This window comes from Paenibacillus sp. LC231, from assembly GCF_001860525.1.
In the GTDB taxonomy this organism is placed as follows: domain Bacteria; phylum Bacillota; class Bacilli; order Paenibacillales; family Paenibacillaceae; genus Paenibacillus_AQ.
The window spans coordinates 22,974-48,161 of the sequence record NZ_JFOM01000019.1 but is presented as its reverse complement, the minus strand read 5'-3'; the positions used below and the strand labels follow the sequence as shown (position 1 = coordinate 48,161).

Sequence of the window (25,188 nt, the reverse complement as noted above, 5' to 3'; positions counted from 1 at the left end):
CTTAACCTCGAACGATCGATCCGGTTGGAACATTGCTACGCTAACAGTTGTCATAGCGTTTAATCGGCCCATAAACGATGCAAGCTTCAAAGCTTAAAAGGCAGCCGGTCATACTGGTCGGCTGCCTTCAACGCATTATTCACCTATCGTTCCAGCTCGCTTAGGATAGCTTAGCAACAGATTAGATTTGTTCCTTTTCCTTCATCCATTCTTTGTATTCCGGTAAAGTATATTCATCCGTTTTTACGACGGCCCAATGATTGTTCTTATGTTCTAAGAAGAGCTTAATTAAATGCTCTCCTCCAGACTCATCAAAATCATCTCTCATATAAACTATACTTGCATGAATGAGAACTTCCACTTCATGATCACTTATCGTTTTCACTTTCATTCGTTCATAACCTTCAACATTATAATTGGCATCCAACAAATGGAAATGTTGATTCAAGGATTCAACCTCATTTTCCTCTATATTTATGCCTAGTTTGAGGTCAACATTCTCTTTAAGATCCGGATAGCGGTCCCATAAAATATGTATATCCTTGTTAACCACGGCTTGCGTTCTATAATACATGTACTCTCTGACTGGCGTTATATATTTCACCCAATCCGATGGTTCTGGCTGTACAAAACCTGCTAGATCTGATTCAGCAGTGAGGTTATCTGTTGAGCTCGTATTTTGCTGACACCCGATTAAAGATACGAATAGTACAATCATTATAGTTCTTAATAGTAAAATCATGTTCTCCCCCTCATTACTTAATTACTTTAAGTTGCAACGTTGATTCCCATGAGAATCTGTTTTGCGTAAGAATTCCAGTCTGCTTCATCTGTGTTGATCTCTAGAGTGGGAATAAGCGATTGTTTCGCACACATGCGAAGTTGATTCTGGTCCTCTAAGAACTTCTGACAAGCCTCCCTAACTGTGGAGTGATTGTTCATCACATATGATTTCCAAGCGTCGCCACGACTTTCAATATACCTTGACTCCACTGCATCTTGAGACAATGTTAAAAGCACAGAATGAGCATTCAGTCTTAATAAGCGTTTTTCTAACTCCTCAATATCTGAAGAATTTGAAAATGCCGCTCGATGATTTAAATGGAATCTTTCCAAAAGATAGAATATTCCGTTTGATGGTTTCGTATGGCCTAGTGAATCAATCCAATTGTATTGTAGCTCAAGATAATCAACATGACGATTTAACAGCTGAATATGTTCATCCTTATCCATGGATCTCAGGACGCCTTGGTATGAATGCAAAACTTGCGAATAGTGTTCACTTATCGCAATTATCGATTTTCCAACATTATGCGCTTGACTATGTATTCCCCTGATTGCAGAAAACAATGATGTTTTTCCAGCAGTTGACAACCCTTCGATAATGACTCCCCGAATCAAGATTCCAACCCCTCTTCTATAGTTCTTGACAACCATTTTACCACATGTTAAGAGACGCAAGTCTAACCTGCTTCACATTAATATCGAAGGTCCGTTTATGATTCGATTCTGTTTCACTTCAGACAATCATCAAGATTGCTTATGAAACACAAAAAAATCGCCGAAATGGCGACTTTTTAGATCCCTGCTTTATGATTCTTGCGTGTTCTCGTCACTTTTGTATTCTAAAATATCTCCAGGCTGGCATTCCAGCGCTTTGCATATAGCTTCTAACGTTGAAAGCCTAATGGCTTTGGCCTTTCCGTTTTTCAATATAGACAGATTGGCCATGGTAATTCCAACCCTCTCCGAAAGCTCGGTTACGCTCATTTTTCGTTTAGCCAGCATCACATCAATATTGATAATAATCGCCATAGTTATCACCTCAGACCGTCAAATCATTCTCAGATTTTATATCAATTGCCTCTTTTAAAAGCTTTTGAAGAACAGCAGCAAATACGGCAATCACCATGGACGCAAAAATCAGGGCCATTCCGATGAGTATGATACCTGGGGCATCGTCTTTCTCCGCTATCAGATAGAAGAGCGGCATGCCTACCACAAACAAGCTGCTGATTATGGTTGCACTGTTTTTTATATTCTTTAGAACGCGTACGGATAATTCCGAAAAAGCTTTGTTCTTGTCAATATACCCTAGAAGCTTATACGCCTGATATAAAGCAAAGTAAAACGGTATCGCGGTTGCATACAAATCAATAAAAACAAGATATCTCAAATAAGCATGATCTGGATACAATTCTGCAATAAATTCCGCTATCTCTGGTACCACAAATATGCACAGAGCTAGAACTGGAATTCCAATAAGAATGACAGCAATCCTTAAAAATAATGTGGACCCTCGTTTCATAAAAAGCACCTCACTTCATGATTATGAATTTGATTTTAGCAATTTATTTATCGTTTTGCAATAAATAATTAACGTTTATGATTGTATTTATATTGTTAAGCTGATATCTCCAAAGAAATACTTCCATTGAAACGTAATCAATCTGAATCACTACACTTGCTGCCACCCCTTATTACCACCTAAAAAATACACCCTAATGCGTGGGTGTATTTTTAGGATTATGCAGTTCATTATTCTATAAAATTCATGGATGCCTTTAGTTATTTAAAATGGGTATTTCTCCAAGGAGTTTCTTCAGGTTGATGGAGTCCCACGGCAAATGCTCTGTTATACCTAACCCAACGACATCGGTTTCTTCTGATAGTTCTTTAATCAAACTCAGTAGTTGAGGCAATTGCATGGTTCCCTTAGGAGATAAATTAAAGGGTTCTTCCGGGTTGGCGAATAATACCGAACGAAAAGCCTTTGGATCAAGCACGTCTAAATCAAGATGAATAGCCAGGTGTTTAATGCCGCTTTCTTTGATCCATTCTTTTATAGATTCAGTGCTGCTCGCTAACTCCTTCGTTCCGGCCGTTCGAATACCAAGCCTTTGAATCATTTCCGTGTCCGGTTCTGTAGGTGCAACACCCTAATCTTTGAAACGCTTCAGAAATTACAACAGCTTCTTCTTCTGTAGGAGCCGCTAATCCCGCAATAAAGACATTTTCAGGTTTTAGTTGTTATGATAGGTACTACCCGAAAGGATAGCGTTCAGTATGAGTATGGAGGAATTTAAAGGTAAAGTTAAGAATGTCCAAGACACACCTTTTGGTTATACCATTTCGATTATTGGCGGCAAATGGAAAATGGTGATTATGTACCTCTTGGCTGAAAACCAAACCGTTCGCTTTAATGATCTGAAAAGACAAATAGGAGCAATCACTTACAAAACATTGAGCTCACAGCTCAAGGAACTGGAAGCGGACGGTCTGGTGACACGCAAAGAATATCCTCAAGTTCCGCCAAAAGTCGAGTACAGTCTTACAGATAAAGCGGAAACTCTATTACCCATTTTGGAACAGTTATGTGAGTGGGGAGTAAAGAACCAACACCATTGAGCCCTATTTTCTAATTGCAAAAAAGCCGCATAAAATGCGGCTTTCAAAGGTTGATCCATTGAAGCAGTGAATTAGAGTCGTAAAACGGTTATTAGCTCGTCGTTTTCGATTTCGCCGTTGTCACGGAAGCCGTAGCTTTCATAAAGCTTTTTGGCGGCTGCGTTATCAGCCTTATAAGATATCCAGCAGTATTGTGCAGGCCCTGCCGGAAAGGTACGGACAAATTCCAAGATTTTTTTCATGGCTTCCCGACCGTAGCCTCTGTTCTGGTATTGCTTGTCAATCATCAGCCGCAGGATGCAATAGCTGTCGTCTGCGATTGTCGGAAGTTCGTATCCGGTGATTCTGTAAGTAATCATAACAAAACCAACCGGCTGCTCATCCGCGTAAATGGCAAATGGAAATGGCTGCCCCCCATTGGTTGCAAGGACATAACACGAAGCCACGCTCGACAAATTGGACGCTACGAAGCGCCTTTGATCTTCTGAGACCTCCAGATTAAATATGGCACGTCGGTTTTCTAACGTGATTTTCCTGAGTGTAATCATTCAAGGTTTCTCCCTTCATTATTTTGGGTTGATCGTTGCGCCGCGGTCGCTTATATAACATACAATTTATCCAAAAAAAGTAATAGACTTATATTGAAATTTTTTATAGACTATAATGTATCCATGCCTTTTTTAGGTCAGTATGAATTAACCGGCACATCATTGTGCCGGTTTTATTTTTTTGCTCATATAAGCTGCGTTTAGCATTCCTGTTGATGGATCATCCAGATGAACGGTATCCCATTTTGATCGTTGTCGCTTATACATCTGTTACACCGATTTCTGCTGACTCATTGGTCAATACTTCCGCAAACCCTGTTGTTGGGGATTGGGGATGATAATGAGCTGGAGGGTTCTTCGAAAGGTAAAGGGCAAGGGATTCGCGGCGAAGACGATTCTACTGACGGGGGTCATATAGAAACAGAGGCTTAAGATACATTTAATTAATTGAACGCCCTTAAAGTAGACATTGTTGGAAACCCATAAGGGAAACCAATCATCTTTTTTTTGGGGTGTATGAGGAAGAAGCTATTAAACCAACTCCGTATGGACCGTGGTTCCGCTATTTGTAAGAAAAGGCGCTAAACATAAGGTTAGGCGGACACAGGTTCCGCTATTGCCTGAAAATCACAGCAAAAAATAAGAAAAATCCGAGAATAACGGATTCTGTGTCCACGAATCAGTGATTTTGGTACAGTTGTTGGGAAATAACGGATCTCCTGTCCGCACACAGCTGCGCACACCGATACAGCTGCGCACACCGACACATCATTGCACACTGTCCATCAATTGTCCGACGCGTTCACATTAATGAATCGGATTCCAGCTCTTTCGGGAAAATGGGGCTCCGCGCTTATCCATTCTGTCCTCTTATCCATTCTGTCCGCGTAGCCATTGTATTAGCGGAGAGGCTTTTGAAATTATAGAATCTGGATCATGCGTCGGTTCAAATTGCGGAAAGAAGTCAGGAAAAATGGCAAGGTATTCCCTTACACACCATCGAACCGTCCAATTGATATCCGTTGACAATGGAATCCACTTGGAACCTTCATTTTTCCTTGCGTCTTGCAATAATGCATAGGCATACCAACCACGGACGCCGCTTTCGGATTCCTGAGCTAATCGCTCCCAGAAAACCTTTCGCTCATATTCGTTTATGGGCTTTTCCAAAGCACAAACAGCGATTTTTCTTACGATGGGCGAGCGATCGAATGAATATTGCCATAAAAGGTTCCGTGAGCAAAGCTGCCTTTCCACGAGAGTGGATAGGGATACCGCCCTTTTGATGTCATCTTGGGAATGCAGTGCGATATGTGTGTGCCTGATCCGCTGGGACCGTAAAGCTTCTTGAGCTTGATTCGTTATCTGACCCAATTCAATTGCGGTTTTTGTTTTGGCGACGTTAACCCTGGGGGCTAGATTATCGTAGCCATGTATACGATCACCGTATGTAGTCAACGCAGTGCGTAGAGTTGCTGCATCTAAACCTTGGAATGTTGACATTAAAAATGCTGCGACTCCGGTTACGAGTGTTGCTGCGCCTGATGTTCCCTCATAATAGGAAACGACATCTGCTTTTTTATTGGATTCACAAAAAGGAACGGTCAAGTATACTCGTGGTGCTAGAACGTCAGGCCTGAAGTGCCCCTCGGCATTTCGTCCATACGGTTCATCGGGAAATGGTACATGGATGTGGCGCTCTGCGCGGCCTCGGTCATTGTATCCCCCCACGGCTAGATATTCGCGAGGCGGCAACATATTCGCTGTTCTCGTATTCCCATTTGCACACACCACAAGAACCCCACTTCTTACGGCTGAAGCTAGTGCCTGAACCGTGCTGTTTTTACTTGTGCTTTTTAGATATACCTGATGATCTAGTGCATGCCATCCCGTACTTAATATGATTTGAATATTCCATTCTTTCTGCTTATTCAATATCCACTCGATCCCGGCTTGTAATCGTTCTCCTTCCCCAGTCTTGAACGCCCCGTGGTTAAGCACGATATAATGAGCCGCCGGTGCAATGCCTATATGCGTTTTTCCTTGGAAAACAAAAGGTTTATGAGATAGTGCCAGTAGTGTCATTAACCCATGCTCACCACTAGCGTCATCATGTTCAACGGGCTCTTCTAAAGCAATATTTCGGCATGTAATGGAGAAGTCGTCATGAACGGTGACGTATTGTAATCGATCGCCTAAATGCTGAAGTGCAGGATGAGGGGTAATTGTATCAATGATGACGATACCAATGTTTTTCCCGGATTCCGTAAAATTCGGAGCTTCTGAAAAGCCTAGTCGTGACCACGTAGGTTCAGGTAATACTCTCATGGATTCATGCTCCTTCTAAAGCAATATACATCTTTAGCTTATTGCTTGATCATTCATTTGGCTAGTTGAATGAAGTAACAAAAAACAACCCCGAACCTAATATCTTCGGGGTTGCAGTCTATAATAACATGGTTGTATGTCGCTGATACGATTAAGCGCTATCTATTCTTTTAGCCTGATCCTCTTCAAAAGTAAATGGATAACTTTCACTTCCCAGCAGCTCTACGTAATTCGAAACCCACAAAATGGCCGTCTACCGTTTAGGGAAGATACCTTAAGAAAAAAGAGGAGAAATATTAAAATATCTTAAATAGTGAACGCGGCCAAAAAATCCAATCCGTTCACCCCGCAAATCACATCAATTATGTTCCAACTGTAACACGCATGTTTATACTCGAAGCACTTTTACGAATAGTCGTTTGACTACGCTTAAAATCCGAGGTTTCGCCCATGAAGAAGATATGAAAATCGTGTACATCCCCAGACGGTTTCCACCCCATAAATCGGTAATGATGCCGTTTCCGATAACGGCTGTCTCGTTACTGCGCGTTCCGAGTAGATTCAATGCGGCTAAAAACGCTTTTTTCTTCGGTTTACCGGCTTCGAACAATGCTGGAATCTCATTGATCTGTCCGTGGCCATGCATCGGTGGTTTGCTGTTAGAGACGATGATCACCTTAATTCCGTATCGGGACTGCATGTTATTCAGCCAATCTTTCATCAAATCTGTTATGGATTCAGCATTTTTCGTCGTTATGGTATTGGTCCAGTCAAGGATGATCCCTTTAATACCTGCCTGCTGGAGCATTTCTCCGTCGATCTCATAAATCGAGCGCGCAATTTTCGATGGTTTAAAAATAGACATACATATCCTCCACTACTTTGATATAAGTAAGCCAATCGTGTATAGATTGCCTTCATTCTGTTAAAATCATACTTTTGTACAATCATTTCTCTTGGATGGTCTGTATGTTCAGTTTCGCCTAAACAAAAAAGCCGCGATTTTCGCGACTTCATAAGCATATTTGTTTTTTTCTTCCGACAGGTAAAGATACCCGCTGCCTGAACGACGTAATGTTCCGGATCGATATCGCACTACACATGACGTTGTTCCAACGGACCGTCCGGTCCAGAAAATGTTAATGTTCGAGCTTTATGTCTGGGTGCATAAACCTACAAGGCCCGACGTCGTTCATGCAGAACGAACAGAATGATCATAATCATCATTACACCTAAGATGACACCGGCCTCTGTGGTCAGCATCCGCAGCAGCGGGTACTCTGGCGAGAACTGCGAATCGGTACGAATAGCGGAAAAGAGATTATAAGAGAACAGCATGCCCGACGAAATCCAAGCCAATGCCATCGGGTACAGAAAACGCTGCGGCCCACGCCGGGAAGTTAGCACCAGCAATCCCCACGCCCCCGCGATGGACCACGCTCCGGTACTAAACGTCAGCAGATGCCACCACACATCACGATGGTCCAATCTGGCCGGATCCATGCCGAGGGTGCCTCCAGCAGCCCAGAACACCTTAATGGTACCTAGCAGGATACAGCCTGCTCCAACCAGCTTGGACAATGTATGCTGCAGTCCCCAAGTATTACCGGGCAACCTGCTATAGTCAATCGAATCACCGAACGCCTCCGGCCACCGTGTCTTCGCATATCCTGCGAAGGCGAGAGGCAGACAAATGCCGATGCCAACGAGCGAGACCATGACAAAGAATTGTTCGTACACCCAAACATCGGCTGCCCCCGCTTCCTGATCCCGAGTCATAGCTGCCGGTCCTAGCACCGGTGCCAAGACCAGCATGGGAACGAGCAGACCCGTGCCAACCCATACGGGAAAGGCAATCAGCCATGCAGGCAGGCGTTCACCCCACGGCCTGGTGAACGCCATTGCCAGTAGAATTCCGATCGCCGCAAGCACTGCGGTAGCTGCGTTGACCGCACGCCAACTAACGTCTCCCATTTGCTCAGTTGGTATGAAATATCCGAGGGTCCATGCCAGTTTAATCAACAAATACGGCGTCACCGCTATGGCAGCGCCATAACCACAAATTCTACGCATCTTTATCCATCGCGCTGCCTGGAGCTCTGCTGAAACTTTTTTATGCTCAATCTTCATGTTGGAAAACTTACCTCCTTAATAACTTTGCCTTCGCTTTACACCCCATTCTACCTCCCTTATCGAAAGGCAAAGTGACCTCAAGTTTAAGTTTGGGTTAATTTCATTTACGTGAAGCTGTAAACTCTCTATCCTGGATAGGTAAGTCAACGCTCAAAAAAGAAGCTGCGTATAAGTCACTCTGAGCGACTTGAACGCAGCTTCTTCCCTGGTCTTCGAAAAAAAACGATACATATATTCCAATAACAAACATAAATTCGATAACGAACTCGCATTCATTTTAGATACTGTTACCTTCTCATAGCTTAATCTGTCTCGCGAGTTATAACACTGCAACTGCTATCAATCCAAATATAAAATACACTTCCGTTTGCGTCGGATTTCATTTCCCATTGCATCCCCATCTCCTTGGCCATCATCGATACAATGGACAAACCGATCCCTGCGCCTTTTTCAGGCGACTCGTTGCAGACGCCAGGGCCCTTATCGTTGATAACCAGTATCCATTGATTGTCACGATCAATCATGTGTATGCCGATGTACCGACCTGCTCCCGCATGGCGTACCACGTTCTGAAACACATTGTCCAGGATCCGGTTAAACCACAATGGATCCACATCCCATAATAACGTCTCATCAGGAAGCTCGACAACGACATCGAATTCCTTAGCCTCGAATACTGGATACCACTGAGCCACTCGATTCCGGACTTCTTCTACGATATCAATCGGCTGCTTGTGCAGCGGATACTTCCCCGCCGATAACAGCGTGTATGACAGAAGATTGTCCATCAGATTACTGATGTCGTCCAGCTTATGCTCAATGACAGAAAGTGAAACCTGTCCCTGGGGAGAAGCAGGGTTATTGCGAACGGTATGGACATGTTGCCGGATGACAGTCAACGGGGTTCGAAGATCGTGGGAAATCGTTGAAATGAATTGCTTGCGCAGTTCCTCCTCCTCCCGCTCCCGTTGTTGACTTTCTTTGAGCTCCTTCACCATCCGATTAAACGAGCCTTCTAGTTCTCCGATCTCGTCGTTTTTCATAATCGTGACTTCGTTCGGAATTTCTTTCAATCCATTTACGGTCATCGCGGATTGGAGCCTGATCAGTCTTCTGCGAAGCTTAATGAAGAACAGCCATGACAGCATAAAGAAGCATACACAGATCATTAGAAACAGAAAGATGAGCGGCAGGTTTCCCGATAGCGACATCTCTGCATCAAGGATATGGGAATCCGGGAGCCGCATCACCATAAAGCCTTGCTTCGGATCGTTTCCGATGAGAGAGGTTAAGACCAGCGTTTCTTGATTACGGTCTTGCGCTCGAATCGAGAGAATATCCACATAAGTCCATTGCTCAGGTATATCTTCCGAGAGGTCTCTGACTGCATTCGTCCTCCCTGACGGGTCCACCCAAAATATTTCAGCATCCGGATAGTCCTCGTTCAACTCTCCCAGTCTAGAAATAATCCTATCCCTACCTGCACCGTCCAGGTTGTCTGCCTCCTGCTGCCACATGCGGGTTATCTCTTCCGGACGATATACTGGATGATCGCTAAACATATAGCCAGGTAAATAAAACAGGGCTGGAATGATCGGCCATAGCAGTAAGGCGGTCAAAATAAGGATCAGGTATTTGCTCATTAACGAGCCGCGGATCTTCATGATCGCACCCGGTATCCTACGCCGCGGATGGTCTCGATAATTTGGGGGGAGCCGGAATCCAGCTCGATCTTCTCTCGCAGATGCCGGATATGCACATTCAACGTCTTGTCTCCGTTCAGATGCGGCTCGCCCCAAACGGCTTCATAAATCTGCTTCTGGGTCAATATGTGATTCAGATGGTCCAGAAAATACATGAATATGTGAAACTGCTTACCTGTAAGGACAATCTCTTCCCCGGTTTCGGAATTCCATATACGGCTTCCTGTTCGGTCGATGATTAAATGCCGGATCATAAGCTGCTCCGGTTCCACAGTGACGGAGCGCCTGAGCAGGACTTGAATCCGGGCGGCCAACTCATCCGGATGAAACGGCTTTGTCATATAATCATCGGCAAAAGACAAGCCGGTAAGCTTATCTTCGATTGCGGTTCTGGCCGTAAGCATCAGGATGGGTACAGCGGGATTGATTCGTTTTAGCCGCTGACCGACCGTGAATCCGTCCAGACCCGGAAGCATAATGTCCAAAATGACAAGATCGCAATGTTCCATTGCTGCTTCCACATCATAGCCTGAACTCTTCCATATCACCTCATAGCCCTGACCGATTAAAAACTCCTTGGACCAGGAACCGATTTCCTGATCGTCTTCAATGTACAAAATAGTAAATGTCTTCATCGTATGATGGACTCCTAAAAGTAATATATAGGTAGTCTAGCATATTATGGCTGTCAGGAGATCGGGAAATCCATCGGAAAAATTCACGTAAATCACCAAGCATCGTCATAAGTTCACAACATGGATTTGTTAATGTTATCAACAGCCGGGAAAATCAATGCAGGAACTGGCAATATTCATACAAGTTGGAGGATGAATCGGACGGGGTCTTATCGACTTCATCAGGCGACAGATTAACACATACATGGGAAAGGAACGGATTGGATATGAAAACAATCGATATCGTAAAAGAAAACCTGCTTTTCATTCTCGGTCTGGGCGCTTTAGCGCTTGTCAGACCCATCATGAAGATGACCGGGATCATGGACCTGATCGGCCAAGCATTCGGCAGCATTCTGATGACGGTTCTCATCTCTTTGGCCTGGCTCATGCTCGTTCTATTCAAAAGAACGGCTTATCCCGTTGTCATTCTTGTTTTTGCGGGTTTGAGTTATGCCTTATTTGCTATCATTATCAGCGGGATTGCCTCTCCCCTTATCGATGGAACATTGCAAGGTCCATTAACGAATCCGCTGGCAATGATAAGTGTCTTTGCAATAAATGCGGTTTGGGGCTTAATCGTTGGCGTAATTGCCAATGTACTGCGTCGTAAAGGGTAAATAGTCGATAACAAAGAAATGGCGGCATGGGGGGAACCCCCTGCACCGCCATTTCTTTATATGCAGCAGCTATTTGACCCACCTAACGATTTCTCATACGGGTATACCAATTCTGAGAAACCCAACACCTGCTATGTTGGCCAAGTCATGTGAATACGTAATCTATACCACTGCCTGTTTCACGTGATGAAATTCCTCCAGCGTTTGACGTACGGCTTGAGGCGTATCGAGACGAAGTATGCGCTTCGCCAGCTCGCGGCATTCCTGACGATCCAGAGTAGCGAGCCTTTCCTTCATCCGGCTGAGACCACTTGCCTCCATGCTCCATTCATCGAGCCCGAGTCCGAGTAAGAGCGGTGCCGCGAGCGGATCACCCGCCATACTGCCGCACATGCCGGTCCATTTACCGGCCGCGTGGGATGCCTCAATGACCGTGCGAATTAACTGAAGCACGGCTGGATGATAATAATCGTACAGGTGCGCGACATGTTCATTCATGCGGTCCGCCGCGACCGTGTACTGCACAAGGTCGTTCGTACCAATGCTGAAGAAATCGACTTCGCTCGCGAATCGTTCCGCCAACACAGCCGTTGAGGGAATCTCAACCATGATGCCAACTTCCATCTTCTCGTCGAACCGAATGCCGTCCTCCTTCAATTCCGCCTGCACTTCCGTCAGGATGGTTCTTGCCTGCCTCCATTCCTGCAGGCCGGATATCATCGGGAACATCACCTTTACCGTGCCGAAGGCGCTGGCCCGCAGCACCGCCCTCAGCTGCGTGCGAAGCAGCTCCTGGCGGACAAGCCCTACCCGTATTGCACGGTAGCCCAGGAACGGGTTCGCTTCCTTGGGCAGCTGCAGATACGGAAGCTCCTTATCTCCGCCGATGTCCATCGTGCGGATGATCACGGGGCGGCCCTCCATCGTCCGGGCCGCTTCCTGATACGCACGGAACTGCTCCTCCTCGCCCGGCATGGCCTGGGCGTTCATGAACAGGAACTCCGTGCGGAACAGCCCTACTCCGTCCGCGCCCTGCAGGACGGCGGTCTCGGCTTCCGCGGCGCTGCCGATGTTCGCCGCGAGCTCCACACGCGCGCCGTCGGCGGTCACTGCCGGGCGCGCCGCGTACGCCTCGAGCGACTGCCTGCGCTCGAGGTGCTGCAGCATGCGGAGCCGATACTGCTCCGCTTCTGCCTCGTCCGGCCGGGCAACGCACAGCCCGGCTAAACCGTCGAGGACGAGCGTGTCGCCGTCCTCAATGCCGTCGACGCCGTCCCCAGCGCCGACAATAGCCGCAATCCCGAGCGACCGTGCGAGAATAGCAGTATGTGAGGTCGCTCCTCCAGTGCGAGTAATAAAACCGATCACCAAATCAGGGTCCAGCTGCACCGTATCCGATGGCGCCAAATCGTCGGCAACCAGGATAACCTGTTCGGTGATACCCGTAAAGCCGCGCGAATGCCCTGGCGACAGACAAGCGAGAAGACGATTGCCAATATCACGTATGTCTGCGGCGCGTTCCTTCATATAATCATTGTTCATACTTTCCAACATGGAAGCGACCTGACTCACAATTTCGGCAACGGCCTTTGGCGCTGGCTCCAGCTTCTCCCGAACCCGCGTCTCCATCTTCGGATAGAAGGCAGGATCCTCCAGAAGCTTCCGCTGCCCCGCAAGAATACCGGCTTGTTCTTCGCCCACGGCTTCCTTCGCTTTTTCCGTCAGCACATCCAACTGCTCCGCACAGCTGGCTTTGGCTTCACGGAGCTTGATAAGCTCGGCATCGATAGCGGCCGGTTTATCGGGAATATTCTTCTCATCGGGGCTGCTGTCGCTGCTTGCCCCCTGCGAAGGCTTGTAGATGTATGCCTTTGCGATCCGGATTCCCTCCGATACGCCGATTCCTTGAATATGCAGCTTCTTCATCAGGCTTCACCAAACTTGCTTTCGACTAGCTGTACCAGTGCTTCGACTATCTCTTGTTCTCCATCTCCGTTAGCTTCGATGGTCACGACAGCCCCTTGTTCAATGCCGAGCGTCATCAGCTCCAGCATGCTTTTGCAATCCGCGGACCGTCCTTCGCGAGTCTTGAGATAAACCTCTGCTCCAAACTGTCCTGCTTTTTCCGAGAAAAGCTGAGCCGGACGGACATGAAAGCCCTGCTCATTCTGTATGGTTACGGTTTGTGTGAACATGTCTTTCCTCCTCATCCTGTAACGGCCTGCCGAGACAATTTTCTTGCAGAAATCGCAGTTACGGCTTCACTCTTCCGTATCCCTGACGTTCGCGTGCTTGATCTTTGCCAGGCGGCCTGCTTTATTTATTGTTCAAGATCCTGCTCATGGGCAATTCGTATATATGCTAATAATGACTGTTTCCCGTTTAGGTAGGATGATTTTCATTTTCGTACTTACGCTCATTTCGGAAGCTAAGCTATTTCTCGCTAAGCTCATTCTTATCATGCCAGTAAAGCGATCCGTCCTTTATAAGCCTCAACCAGCGCTCTGTTGTGTTCATCGGAACCATCGATATTTCCGCTGAGAAATACGGGGGGGGTGAAGCCTTTTTCAATCATAATCTCAATAGATTCGGCGAACAGGGAGTTCAAAATGAGGGCCCCGATCACCGTTGAGCTCGGCGTAAAGGGTACCTGGAGGCCCGGATGGCTTAATACGGCATCGCCCTTGACCGAGAAATTGTCGATCACCAGATCAACGGCATCCGCCAGATGCTTGCCGCTGCTGTGTCGGGAGGGCATGCTTTTGGAATATTCCAGAGAGGTAATGCCTACAGTAAAGGCCCCCTTCTCCTTCGCCATCAAAGCGACATCTACAGGAACGGGATTTCGCCCCGAAGTGGACAATACGAATACAATCTCGCCTTCGCGAATATCCTGCTTCTCCATAAACTCAACCGCAAGGTCGTTTTGTCTTTCCAGCTCGGACGACCGGACCGCGCCTTCATGAAGCATCAGCTTCTCAACCAGAATCGGACGAATCGGTACGAGTCCGCCTGCCCGGTAAAAGACTTCTTCGGTCAATATATGTGAATGTCCGCAGCCGAACAAGTGAATAATCCCGCCCTGCTGAATACAGGTCGCTACCTTCTCGGCCGCTTCACGGATCGGCTTGGCCTGCTCGGTTCGAACTTTGTTCAACAACCCGCCAATCACATCAAAATAGGTGTTCATCATCGTCTCTCTCACCTCATTGTTCCTGTATTTACAATGCTATCTGTTCTCTTCCGGTTGATCATCGGTTGACAATGCTCTTTTAGCCCGGAGAACCATCTCCGCCATCACTTCCAAGCTGCGCTCTATTATTTTCTCCCCCTTCTCCCTCGTTGCCAGCGTTGCATCCCCAAGTACGGCAGTGGAAGTCATTTCCTCCCACGGCGTTGGCGTGCAATCCGCTTCGATCGGGATCTGCGGGGCACCATCGATCGCCTTGCTCATGTCCACATATTCGCCCGCGAGATAGAGCATATAGGATGTCTCGATTTCATCGGCATGCATATAGCTCGCGTGCGCAGCCGAAGCTTCTCGCACCAAAGCCGTTACTTCCTTCGTGCCAGGGTAAAAGAAGTAGAACACCTTCAGTTCGGGAACCCGTTCGTATAACACTCTCGCAGCTTCCTTCAGCGCAACCGCATTGCCGAGGTGGCCGTTGACCATGACGAAAATGCGGAATCCCTGCTGGTATAAGCTTTCGCCGATATCTGCTAACAGCCGGATAAGCGCTTCGTTTGAGACATTGATGCTCCCCGGGAAATTGCGCAAGCTCCACACCTGGCCATAAGGGAGGGTCGGCAGAACGAAGCTTTCCGTCCGCTCGGCTAATCTGTCCGCGAGTCTGGTCGCGAGCAGGTTATCCGTGCCCAGCGGCAGATGGGGACCATGCGCTTCAACGGCACCAATAGGAAGGATGGCAGCACGGAATTGGCGTATTTTATCCTTCACCTCAACCGAATTTTCGAGTTCGAATTTCATAGTGGCACCCCCCTTACTTTTTAAATGAAAAGCAGTTGGCCGGGTTGCTTACGAAAAATTTCTTCACCAGCTTTGGTCCGTCTAAGCCGTTTCGGTTCGCCTCGTCCACAAAACGCGGTACCCATTTGGAAATAATGTACTCCAGACCGAGACCCTGATCGTAATGCTTGTAGTAGGTTTTCCGGGCGGTATCTCCGCTGATGAGGATTTGATCTTCGAAGCCTTTGCGGACAAGCTCCAGAATAAGCGAGATTCGGGTGCTCTCCGGTGCATACTTGATTTTGCCGATACCGTCAAAGCTCATGAAAGCCCCCGTTGCGGCGATCTGCTCGTGATAGTACGGGTCGGGATTGCGGTCCATATGCCCCAGGCTCAAAAAAGACAGATCCACACCTTCGCTCTTCAGGAGCTCGATTTGCTCCAGCGCCATGGTGCCAACCTCGGTATGGGAATGAATGGGCGCCTTTGTCTCATGATGAGCGCGCGCTACAGCGCGCAGCGTCTTTTCCTCCAGAGGCGTAATGCGGTTATAGCCTGTCCCGAATTTAACCTGGCCTGCTTTGAAAGACGTTCCCTCCAGCCCTTCTTCCACCTCCCGGATGACGAAATCCGCCAGCTCGTTGATGCTTTTTGCTTCAATCCACTGGGCGTAGGTTTCATAGTGGCCGATCAGCGGTTTAAGCTCCTCTTTGATTTTGGCGTCCCACAGAAAGCTTTTGTTGAAGCCCGCCGTTCCTACAATATGAATGCCGGTTTCAACTGCGATTTCCTGCACCGCCTGAACATCCCGTCCATAATCGATGGCTGTAGCGTCCACGATGGAGCGTCCACCGTGTTGTTTGAAGTCAAGAACGTCGAGCTTGGACTTCTCTTTATCATCCAGGAGCAAATCGTCCTCGCCCCGTTCCTGCCAGTAGGCCGGACGGCATACGATATGTTCGTGGGAATACGTAAAGCCCAGTTTCTCTTTGCTGATATCTCCATGTAAAGTACGAATAAAGCCCATATCGTTTCTCCTCCACTCTCTATAAAATTGGAACCTGGCCAGATCTCTAAAAATGCGTGTTCAAAATTCAAAAAGTCAGCTGCTTTTTGAATAACCTCTAGAAGAACAGCTTCGCCAGGAAGTGCAGAATCGGCCCAATGATGAACATATCGGAATCAGCTGCCCACATAGCCGTATCCGGCACCGTCGAGGCGATAAAGAAGCGAACCATCAGAAACTGTCCCCAAGCGACCACGGTTGAAGTGATAAACCCGCCGATAACGGCTCCGCGGACACCGCCTGTCGAATTCCCGAATACCCCTGCCGTAGCGCCGTGGAAGAATAAGACGATCATCGTTGGCACGAAAATGTATGATACGGTGTTGCCAAGTACAAGCAGCCAGATAATCGCTCCGGCGAAAGCTCCCAGGAAGCCAAGAACCACCGCATTCGGCGCGTAAGGGTATACAACTGGCGCATCCAGTGCCGGCTTGGCGCCTGGTACCAGTTTAGTAGCGATCCCGTTGAAGGCCGGAACCAGCTCGCCGACAAACATCCGGACTCCCATCAGAACGATGGCGATTCCGCCTGCGAATGTGAACGATTGGATAATGGAGTAGATAATAAAGTTCTGGTCACCTGATTGTTTCATCAGCTCCGCAGCCGCCGGCGTGCCCTTCGTCGATAGAATAATGGCCCCGATCAGGAACAAAACTCCCATGCTGAGCGCAGTGATGACGTTGGAATCACGAAGAAACTCGAAGCCTTTGGGTACTTTGATTTTCTCGGAATCGTTGTTTTTGTTGCCGAACAATTTACCGAACAAGGCAGCTAGCAAGGCAACCGAGGCCGAGGTGTGACCAAGCGCAATGTTATCGTTGCCCGTAATTTTACGAAGGAACGGCTGAACCAGCGCCGGCTGGAATGTCCAATACACACCAAGGACGACAGCGACCATCAGTACCAGCTTCCAGATCGAGATGCCGCTGGCCGCATGAACGATCACGCCCGCAAAAACGGTCGACGTCCAGAACATCATGTGCCCGGTCAGGTAAATAAATTTAAACCGGGTGAAGCGTGCCAGCAGAACGTTGATTAAAAAGCCGATGAGCATGGCGAGCGTAACGGCGCTGCCGAATTTGGAATTGAATGCCTCCTGCCCCATGAAGGTACCGAGGGTTCCGCTCTCCAATCCGAAGACTTCCTTCCACATCGGCTCAAATACATTCAAGGCTTTCACGATGACATCAGAGCCTGCACCGATGATGAGGAAGCCGATAATCGCTTTAAAGGTGCCGCTTACAAGCTGGCTCGTTGATTTCTTCTGAAGCAGAAGGCCGACCAGAACGATGAATCCGAGCAGAATGGCGGGCGTTCCAAAAATGTTGGTGGCAATCCAAAAAAGTACGTCCATATGCCCTCTCCCTTTCTAATGGTTTACAGCACTTCTTCCAGCTTCTGTTTGATTTCGTTAGTGTCGAAATAGTTGTTGACGATCACAATTTGGGCCGCATGCCCTTGAAGGCTTTGGGCCAGCTCGTTGCTTGTAATGATATAGTCGGCTGCAGTTCCGGATGCCGTTGATACGTCCGTGTGCTCCACGTCGGTACTTACTCCCATACCGCTCAGGACGTTCTCCACATTCATTCTCAGAATCAAACTCGTTCCTTGTCCAAGACCGCATACGCATAAAATTTTCATTGTTCGTTCCCCCTAATAAGTTGTTGGATTGTTTCTACATCCGTTGCATGCATGAATTGTTCAATACTGCCCGGGCTGCTCAGCAAGGTGGTCAGCTTGCGCAGCATGGCGATATGCTCCGAACTTGAGGAGCCGCCAAGCGCAAATACAAGCTGTACCGGGTCGTTGGCGGCATGGCCGAATACGACCGGTTTCTTCAATTTAATCAGCGAGACGGACGCTTCCTTCACCCCATCCTCCGCACGGGCATGCGGAAGTGCGATATGGGGTGCAAGAACAAAGTACGGACCTCTTTCACGATAAGATTTCACCATGGCGTCGGCATAACGTTCTTCCGCCACACCCGCTTTCGCCAGCAGTTCTCCCGCTAAGCGGATCGCTTCTTCGGCCGTCTCGGCCACAACATCCAAGGCAATTAGCGACGGTTCCAAAAATTTCATTCTCATCCCTCCCAAATCCGGTATTCTAATCGATGCTAAAGACCGGTGTGTAATTGCTGCAGTATCTCTTCTTTCGTCTTGGCCTCTTTCAGACGGATCAGGCTCTCCTTCTCTCTGAGCAGGATGGTCAGCTCCGACAGCGCTTTGAGGTGGGATTCGCCGTCAATCGCCGCCAGTACCAGAATGATCTGAACTTGATGCCTTGCTTCTTCTGAGAAGGCGACAGGTTCCTCCAGCCGCAGCAGACTGATGCCCAGCCGCCGGACACCATCCTGCGGCTTGCCATGCGCAATCGCGATACCCGGAGCAACGACGATATAAGGGCCGAGCGCCTTGACTTTGGAGATCATCGCATCAATATAGGCTTCATTGATGCGTCCATCCTTCAGCAGGGGCTCGGAGGCATCGCGTATGGCGCTCCGCCAGTCGGCTGCTTTTCTTTTCATTTGGATCATCTGTCCGGTGAGCAGATCCGATAGAGATGGCTTGCGTGCTTCACTCAGCCATGTTTTCCCAACGGACAAGTAATGGTTCAGCTCCTCCGTAAGACCTGCCTCATCCCTAACCGCGGCGTATTTATGGACGATATCCAGCAGCGCTTGAACCGAGTACGCCGGGGTCTTAGAATTACGGCCGGCAACCATGTTGACCTGGTTCAGCAGGTGCTCCTTATCCTTATCGCTGAGAATCGGATTCACTATGAGAACGGGCACTTTGCTATCCGGCAATGGGACCGTTGAGAAAATAAAATCAACATGGTCTTCATCAAAGGACTCGTAATTCCGCAGCGAGAGTACCGCCGTAATATCCACTGCCGAGAAAAGGTTCTCCAGCTGCGATTTCAGCATTCGCGAAGCGGAAATACCGTTGACGCAGACGATGGCTGCCTGTCGCCGTACGGTCGGCTTCGTGTTCTCTCTGCGCAGCCAGCCGCCGAAATGCATCGCGAGATATCCGATTTCGTTGTCGTCAAGTTGACGTCCAACCAGTTGTTCGAACGGAGCCGCGGATCGGCGGGTCAGCTCGAATACTTCCCTGTACTTGGATAGGATATTTTCGAGCAGCGGATTTTCAAGACCGAGTCCGTATACGATCCGATAATAAGCCGGCTTCAAATGAACAAGCAGATTCTCTTCCATCGTTTCTCTGTTCGGCAGGAAGACGCAGGCGTAACGCTGAAAATCATCCGTCATCTGTCTGGTCACTTGCCGAAGCTGCTTAAGCACCTCTTCGGATCCGGTCATCTGTTCCATCCGGTTAACCCTGGCTCCCAGTAAATGCATCGTAAAGTAGCAAATCTCTTCGTCCGGGATGGAGACGCCAAACATTTGGCCAAGACCTTCGGCAAGCCCTGCGGCAACTTCGTACTCTGGTTTCCTCCGCAGCACGTTTCGTTCATCTTCATCTATCGAGATAAACTGTCCGGTCTGAATCCGCCTTACATACAACAGGAACCGTGCCGTCAAATGAAATAACATCTCATCCGTCAAATCTACGCCCAGCGTTATTTCGCTATCCGAAATCAGGCGATACACCCGCTTCAGGTGACCTGACTTCATAGGGGGAAATAGGACTTGGGCGAGATCCGGACTTTCCGATTCCGGATTCCGGTTAAATATCTGTTCCCAGCCGGCATGACCGAAAATCTGTCCGAAGTATTGGCTTAGGGCCTTCCGCTTGTCACGTTCCTCCCCATGTACGCCATAGCCCCGCTTGCGGTCGTAGGTTACTTTAAGTTTCGAGATCTTCATGTCCGACCGAACCATATTCAAATCCTTGAGTACGGTCCCTCGGCTAACCTGCAAAAGGTCCGTAAAATGATGAACAAAGAGCGGAGCCTCCGCCGATAACAGATAAAGCGACATCCAGGCCATTCTTTCCCGTGGGGACAAATAATACTGCTGTGTTTGAGGCTTCCCGGTCGACTGCGGAAGACCGGACCGGCTTTCATCCGGCAAATAATAGCCGACTGTCCTGACGTATTTGACCGGCGGAAGATGAACCGCTTTCAAGTAGTCGTTTATTTTTTCCATATCATAATAAACGGTTCGTCTGGAGATACCGACCTTCTGCATCAGTTCTTCCAGCGACACATAATCGGCTGCTTCATGAAGCAGCGTCAAAATCCGGGTACTTCTTTCGTCCAGGATACGGCATCAACTCCTTTGCCGTTTAGTGTGGTACCTTTTGCAATTCGATTATACCCACAGGCAATTCATGAAAGACAGTTCAATTCATGGAGACCCTTTTGTGCAAAAATGAACTCAAGTGTTTAAAGTTAAGTAGACCGTCAAAATACATTTCATTAAATAACTCCGCGAACTTTTCAATTATATGCACAAAAAAAAGCACAGGCGAAAAGGGCCCATGCAAGATTTTGTTTGCTTCCCGGATTGCTATGTTAAATCAATGCCTCTGCATTCTGAAGTAAGTAACGTGCAGCATCGCTATGGACATGTTTGCCGCTCTGTGCTTGAATTTCGTGAATAAAACTGTTCAGTTCACCCTGGTCGAGCTTTTGTCTCAAGCTGTTCGCGATGCCGTTGTTGTCAATCCAGCCGTCCTTCTCAAACCTTGCGACCAGCGCTTTGAGCGAGTCGGTAGTCGCCGTCGTTTGGAAATCCACACTGCCTCTCCCCATATTTCCTGCTGAATCGTAAACTGTAAGTTCTAATAAATGACTGCCCACTGGCAATGTAAACAGTGGAATCGTTGCGCCTTGTTCCAGAGGCCGACCATCAAGCAACAAAGTTGTCTTCTTAGAATCGACGCCGGACAAATCATCGCTTACATAAAATTGCGGCAATAAGTCCTGATCAATACCGTAGCTTTCTGCTGCCGGATCGCCAAACGTAATAAGAGGGGCCTCTGTATCCAGATTAAATTCAATCATCTTCGCGGGCTCTACGTTACCCGCATCATCCTTTGATCGATAGCTTATTGTATATTTGTCGTCTTCACTGAATGTAACAGGTCCAGTGTACGGCTGCCATGAGCTTCCACCGTCTAAGCTGTATACCGATTCGGTTACTTTCGATAATGAATCCTCCGCGGCCAACGATAGCGTTACAGGCTGGACATACCAACCGTTATCGCCGTCCGGCTTCTCCGGGGATAATGTCGCCAGCGTGTTTGGCGGAGCCGTATCCTGCGGCTCGAATAGAAGCACGGGTCGGTAAGCTGCATTCGTATGCTCCTTAGAGCCGTAAATCACCCAGCCGGTCGAGCCATAGTTGGTCGTTTGAGCCAGTTGAACGGCGATTGTACGATCACCAGCCACGGCCGCATTCACTTGTGCCGTTACATCCAAGGTTGCCGGCGTCCCCGCTGCCGGGACGGTCCAGCTTCCGATTAGGCTGCCGGCGGCAGGCTTGTTGTTCCATGTCATGCTGCTTTCATCCCATGCATGATTGCTAACTTCAAAAGCGACGCCTTGTGTGTTGGCAAGTCCGGCACTTGTCGGAACCAGGCGGATTTGCGCGCTTTTGACTTGATCCGGCAGATGAAATAAATCAAATTTCAAATAAGAGTACCGATGATAACCTGCGTTGGGATCGTTTTTGATAACCAATTGATCGGAAGATCCGAAGTTCGTGTTTGCATAAGACCCGCTGCGTACGTAGACATCGTCGGAAGGCAAGATTGCGTATCCAAGCGTTACGAATAATTCATTGGATGCGGCGCTTTCGTTACCGGCGCCATTAAGGGCTTTTATCGTAAAATAATACGTTGCCCCATCGGCTAGCCCTGTAACGGTATACTGGTTATTTCCGCTGACTGCGGATATATCCACGGTATTCGTATAGCTGCCGGGCGCTGTCCCGTAATAAATTCGGTATCCTGTTGCTCCTGCGCTTGCGGACCATTTCAGCGCAGCTGAACCAGGTCCTGGCAGGGCTTCGATCAATTGGGGCGCCACTGGCGGCGTCGTTGACCCTGTGCTCAGCTTAGCCAGGAACGTTTTCCCGATCGCTCCCGCCGTATTGACTTCCAATACCGTCGTCGGTGCAAACTGCTTCACTGTAACCCCCGGGTCGAGCAGCAATGCGCCGGTTGTCGCACGGTGAATTTCGACTTCAATAGTCCCTCCGTTTGCTTGGGTCGGATCTGAAACCCCGATTTGCAGCTCATCTTCGCTCTCAACGATGGTGACGGATGATTTCTTATTGCTGGTTAAGTAATCGGCTCCGTTCACTTGAACGGTTTCAACCGCATCCTTCCAAAAGTTGGCTCCGACCGCCATTTGATCGCTGGTATCCATAACCGCCTGTACGTTTCCCGTGTTTTTCAAAACCGTAAAGCCCGGGTTCGCCGCATGACCGGCCGCCTCACTCGTTGTCGCCCCCGGATAAACGGCATAGGCATAAGAAGCTTGCACCGGATCAATACCGTGATTCAGCGCAAGGCTGGCGTATTGCGCGGATAGAAGCTTATCGCTTCCATCGGTGTTGATATCCTTCCAGGAGCCGGATCTTATTTCTCGTAGACCATGGACCGTCGCCCCTCCAGGGAATACGTACGCGATATCCGCTCCGGGCTCGCTTCCAGACAGATGCGCCCACTGTACGCCTGTCATCGCCTCCGTCCACCCCGCCGCCGCAGGCTTAACCGTTCCATCAACCGTCAACGTATTCGAACCGCTCTCATTCAGCTTGCGATTTTCAACGATCGTCTCTACTGATCGACCTCCGGTGCTCGAAATGTCGGATCCGAGCGCTATATATTTGTCGCCGAATAGAAACCATGACTTTTTGCCGGATAACGGAGTACCCGTGTTTTTCGACATCGAAAATTGCATGCCGACCGTACCGTAAGGGCCATCAATCGATGAACCGCCTACCCAATTCGATGTATTGAATTTGAAGCTGAACGAGCCCACGCTCCCCGTAGAGCCGTCCGTAGTCGTTCCCGGTAATCTCACCGGATCCATCGTTGGCCAATAGGCCCCCGAAAACTGCGTCTGGTCCGCATTGTACATGTAGGCGGCGCCTGCGCCTTGCCACCATGGCTTGGTATTTTCGCCGTTGCCGTATTCAAAAGCCGAAATCCGCGTCGAGAACATACCAAGCGCCAGGCCGAAATCTGGCCTTAAGTGTACGGCACGATCCATCCCTGCGAATACATGGGTATCGATCATATCCCCTGCGGGTTCAACGGATGGATCGCCAAGCAGTGCTTTGATTTTGCCGATGCTGAAAATGGACAGCCCCTCCGTATAACTCGGGAACGTAGTATCCGACATCATTTGGCCTTTGGCAATTTGGCGAACCGTTGCGGCATCCCGAGCGTTCAGGCCGTCGGCGAGCATGACGAGTGAAGCCAGGATTTTCCGTCCCGCCTGGTGATCCTGTGAACTTTCGCGCGATATCGCACGCCCTCGCACCGTATCCATCATGGCGCCTTTATACAGAAAAGGACGGTAAGCCTCCGTTACCCAACGAATGACATTCGCAATATTCGGGTCCGTCACATCCCAACTCGAACCGCCTAGAAGATACAGCAGCTTCGCCATATCTTCGAGCAGAACGGCACCGTAGCTTCCTGTATACGCGACATAGTCATGCTGGATAAACGAACCGTCCTCGTAAAAGCCGTCCCTGCTCTGTACATACAACAACACCTGGCTGATCGCGTCACGGCCTTGCGCAATCTTGGCATCCGATTTATTCAGCACGCCGCGCAAAGAGACGATTAGCGCTTTATCAAGCCGATTCGCACCGGTCTCCCGGAGTGAGGGTGAATTTGTGCGATAGGTTGGATCCGGAACGAATTTGTCCAAAGCCTTCGTGTAGTTTGCTTTTTGCGCTGCGGACATTTGATCATAAATCAAGACCATCGCATCCGTCAGATTCATCGGCACGCCGATTTCCCAATCCCACCAATTTCCTGTCTCGCTCTTCGTTTCGTTATATTTGTTCGCATACATCCAGTCCAGGCCACTTAGGATGTCTGCAGCCAGCTGCTCATCCCCTTTGAGGGAAGACCCTGTTGTGGAATAGGCCAGAGCCATTTCCTTCAGCCTTACATAGTTGGATGAGATCGTGCTGGAGACACTCCAATTCGCCAGATCGCTCCACAGATAAGTTCGTCCGGCGTTTGTGTTCATCGCTGACCAGTGCTTGTTCGCGTTGGTTTCGATTTGGCTGATTTTCGCTGCAATTTCCGGGTCCGACGTGTCGATTGTTGTCCCCCCGGTCAAATATACATGCCACCTCTCCCTCAGCAAATCGAATTCGTCTGCAGCGCTTGATGCTTGTACCGGTCCAGTAAACAACAAAATGGGATACAGCATGAAACTGGTGAGAAGAGAAACCACAATGCATTTCCGCCAACGTAAATTCATCACAATACCACCTTCCATCATTCAAATTAGACTGCCAATGGTTAGCCCCAGCATCCTTTTGCATGAATTCCGTCTGTTTCATCACCCCCCTCCCGGCTTTAACGCCATCCGAATGATCCATTTCAGGCCTTAATAACAACGACAATCCTTGTTTTGTCATAAAATATCAACTTGCAAAATACGAGATCGAGAAAAAGCCACATTCAAATCCCCAGGTTGCATGGTGCATCACAACAACATTCTCAAAGAACGAGGCAGATTGAATTTGGCTCAGTTTGAACGGAAGAAGATTTGCAGATTATTCAGAACATTTTAGG

At 48.5% G+C, this 25,188-nt stretch carries 22 protein-coding genes and 1 pseudogene; 2 read left to right on the top strand and 21 right to left on the bottom strand.

From position 1 onward, the window contains the following. Positions 1-181 precede the first annotated feature (181 nt). The 5 genes and pseudogenes from AK95_RS15105 to AK95_RS15085 form a co-directional block, all read right to left on the bottom strand. On the bottom strand, positions 182-742 hold the full coding sequence (locus tag AK95_RS15105) for a hypothetical protein (RefSeq protein WP_071220790.1): 561 nt from the start codon (positions 740-742) through the stop codon (positions 182-184). Between the two features lie 26 nt (positions 743-768). Further along, the gene (locus AK95_RS15100) at positions 769-1,233 is read right to left on the bottom strand and encodes a hypothetical protein (RefSeq protein ID WP_162487588.1); all 465 of its coding nucleotides are present in this window, start codon (positions 1,231-1,233) and stop codon (positions 769-771) included. Positions 1,234-1,590: 357 nt separating this feature from the next. After that, positions 1,591-1,815: a helix-turn-helix domain-containing protein gene (locus AK95_RS15095; protein ID WP_071220789.1), complete on the bottom strand. Its 225-nt coding sequence runs from the start codon at positions 1,813-1,815 to the stop codon at positions 1,591-1,593. A gap of 10 nt (positions 1,816-1,825) precedes the next feature. Further along, positions 1,826-2,308 carry a DUF2975 domain-containing protein gene (locus AK95_RS15090; RefSeq protein WP_071220788.1) on the bottom strand — a complete coding sequence of 161 codons (483 nt, stop codon included), beginning with the start codon at positions 2,306-2,308 and terminating at the stop codon, positions 1,826-1,828. Positions 2,309-2,564: 256 nt separating this feature from the next. Beyond that, a pseudogene (locus tag AK95_RS15085) lies at positions 2,565-3,027 on the bottom strand (arginase family protein); the annotation flags it as partial. Between the two features lie 39 nt (positions 3,028-3,066). On the opposite strand from AK95_RS15085, the gene AK95_RS15080 reads away from it, so the two are divergent. Further along, complete coding sequence (locus AK95_RS15080; RefSeq protein WP_071220787.1) at positions 3,067-3,408, top strand: winged helix-turn-helix transcriptional regulator; 342 nt, start codon at positions 3,067-3,069, stop codon at positions 3,406-3,408. A 71-nt stretch (positions 3,409-3,479) separates the two neighbouring features. Here AK95_RS15080 and AK95_RS15075 read toward each other — a convergent pair whose 3' ends face one another. The 6 genes from AK95_RS15075 to AK95_RS15050 form a co-directional block, all read right to left on the bottom strand. Beyond that, a complete protein-coding gene (locus AK95_RS15075) occupies positions 3,480-3,956 on the bottom strand; it encodes a GNAT family N-acetyltransferase (RefSeq protein WP_071220786.1) in 477 nt (158 codons plus the stop codon). Between the two features lie 870 nt (positions 3,957-4,826). Continuing rightward, on the bottom strand, positions 4,827-6,284 hold the full coding sequence (locus tag AK95_RS15070; protein ID WP_071220785.1) for a S8 family serine peptidase: 1,458 nt from the start codon (positions 6,282-6,284) through the stop codon (positions 4,827-4,829). 388 nt (positions 6,285-6,672) lie between these two features. Beyond that, positions 6,673-7,149 carry a YqeG family HAD IIIA-type phosphatase gene (locus AK95_RS15065; protein ID WP_071220784.1) on the bottom strand — a complete coding sequence of 159 codons (477 nt, stop codon included), beginning with the start codon at positions 7,147-7,149 and terminating at the stop codon, positions 6,673-6,675. A gap of 308 nt (positions 7,150-7,457) precedes the next feature. Beyond that, positions 7,458-8,414 (bottom strand): hypothetical protein, encoded by a 957-nt coding sequence (locus tag AK95_RS15060; protein ID WP_071220783.1) that lies wholly within the window; start codon positions 8,412-8,414, stop codon positions 7,458-7,460. Positions 8,415-8,719: 305 nt separating this feature from the next. Then, positions 8,720-10,081, bottom strand: coding sequence for a HAMP domain-containing sensor histidine kinase (locus AK95_RS15055; RefSeq protein WP_071220782.1), 1,362 nt, complete (start codon positions 10,079-10,081; stop codon positions 8,720-8,722). Further along, complete coding sequence (locus tag AK95_RS15050) at positions 10,078-10,755, bottom strand: response regulator transcription factor (protein ID WP_071220781.1); 678 nt, start codon at positions 10,753-10,755, stop codon at positions 10,078-10,080. The genes AK95_RS15055 and AK95_RS15050 overlap by 4 nt, the downstream gene beginning before the upstream one ends. 266 nt (positions 10,756-11,021) lie before the next feature. Here AK95_RS15050 and AK95_RS15045 point away from each other — a divergent pair, with 266 nt between their 5' ends. Beyond that, positions 11,022-11,414, top strand: coding sequence for a hypothetical protein (locus AK95_RS15045; protein WP_071220780.1), 393 nt, complete (start codon positions 11,022-11,024; stop codon positions 11,412-11,414). A gap of 162 nt (positions 11,415-11,576) precedes the next feature. Here the strand turns inward: AK95_RS15045 and ptsP are convergent, their stop codons facing one another. The 10 genes from ptsP to AK95_RS14995 form a co-directional block, all read right to left on the bottom strand. Beyond that, the gene (gene ptsP, locus AK95_RS15040) at positions 11,577-13,340 is read right to left on the bottom strand and encodes a phosphoenolpyruvate--protein phosphotransferase (protein WP_071220779.1); all 1,764 of its coding nucleotides are present in this window, start codon (positions 13,338-13,340) and stop codon (positions 11,577-11,579) included. Then, positions 13,340-13,609 carry an HPr family phosphocarrier protein gene (locus AK95_RS15035; RefSeq protein ID WP_071220778.1) on the bottom strand — a complete coding sequence of 90 codons (270 nt, stop codon included), beginning with the start codon at positions 13,607-13,609 and terminating at the stop codon, positions 13,340-13,342. Before AK95_RS15035 ends, ptsP begins: the two co-directional genes overlap by 1 nt. Positions 13,610-13,872: 263 nt before the next feature. Further along, positions 13,873-14,607 (bottom strand): SIS domain-containing protein, encoded by a 735-nt coding sequence (locus tag AK95_RS15030; RefSeq protein WP_071220777.1) that lies wholly within the window; start codon positions 14,605-14,607, stop codon positions 13,873-13,875. Positions 14,608-14,643: 36 nt separating this feature from the next. Beyond that, positions 14,644-15,402, bottom strand: coding sequence for a creatininase family protein (locus AK95_RS15025; RefSeq protein WP_071220776.1), 759 nt, complete (start codon positions 15,400-15,402; stop codon positions 14,644-14,646). A gap of 13 nt (positions 15,403-15,415) precedes the next feature. After that, positions 15,416-16,408: a phosphotriesterase family protein gene (locus tag AK95_RS15020; RefSeq protein WP_071220775.1), complete on the bottom strand. Its 993-nt coding sequence runs from the start codon at positions 16,406-16,408 to the stop codon at positions 15,416-15,418. Between the two features lie 97 nt (positions 16,409-16,505). Then, positions 16,506-17,801 (bottom strand): PTS ascorbate transporter subunit IIC, encoded by a 1,296-nt coding sequence (locus AK95_RS15015; RefSeq protein ID WP_071220774.1) that lies wholly within the window; start codon positions 17,799-17,801, stop codon positions 16,506-16,508. A gap of 23 nt (positions 17,802-17,824) precedes the next feature. Continuing rightward, positions 17,825-18,088, bottom strand: coding sequence for a PTS sugar transporter subunit IIB (locus AK95_RS15010; protein WP_071220773.1), 264 nt, complete (start codon positions 18,086-18,088; stop codon positions 17,825-17,827). Continuing rightward, a complete protein-coding gene (locus tag AK95_RS15005; RefSeq protein ID WP_071220772.1) occupies positions 18,085-18,528 on the bottom strand; it encodes a PTS sugar transporter subunit IIA in 444 nt (147 codons plus the stop codon). Before AK95_RS15005 ends, AK95_RS15010 begins: the two co-directional genes overlap by 4 nt. A gap of 35 nt (positions 18,529-18,563) precedes the next feature. Continuing rightward, the gene (locus AK95_RS15000) at positions 18,564-20,675 is read right to left on the bottom strand and encodes a BglG family transcription antiterminator (RefSeq protein WP_268801967.1); all 2,112 of its coding nucleotides are present in this window, start codon (positions 20,673-20,675) and stop codon (positions 18,564-18,566) included. 254 nt (positions 20,676-20,929) lie between these two features. After that, a complete protein-coding gene (locus AK95_RS14995; RefSeq protein WP_071220770.1) occupies positions 20,930-24,871 on the bottom strand; it encodes a polysaccharide lyase family 8 super-sandwich domain-containing protein in 3,942 nt (1,313 codons plus the stop codon). Positions 24,872-25,188: the final 317 nt, after the last annotated feature.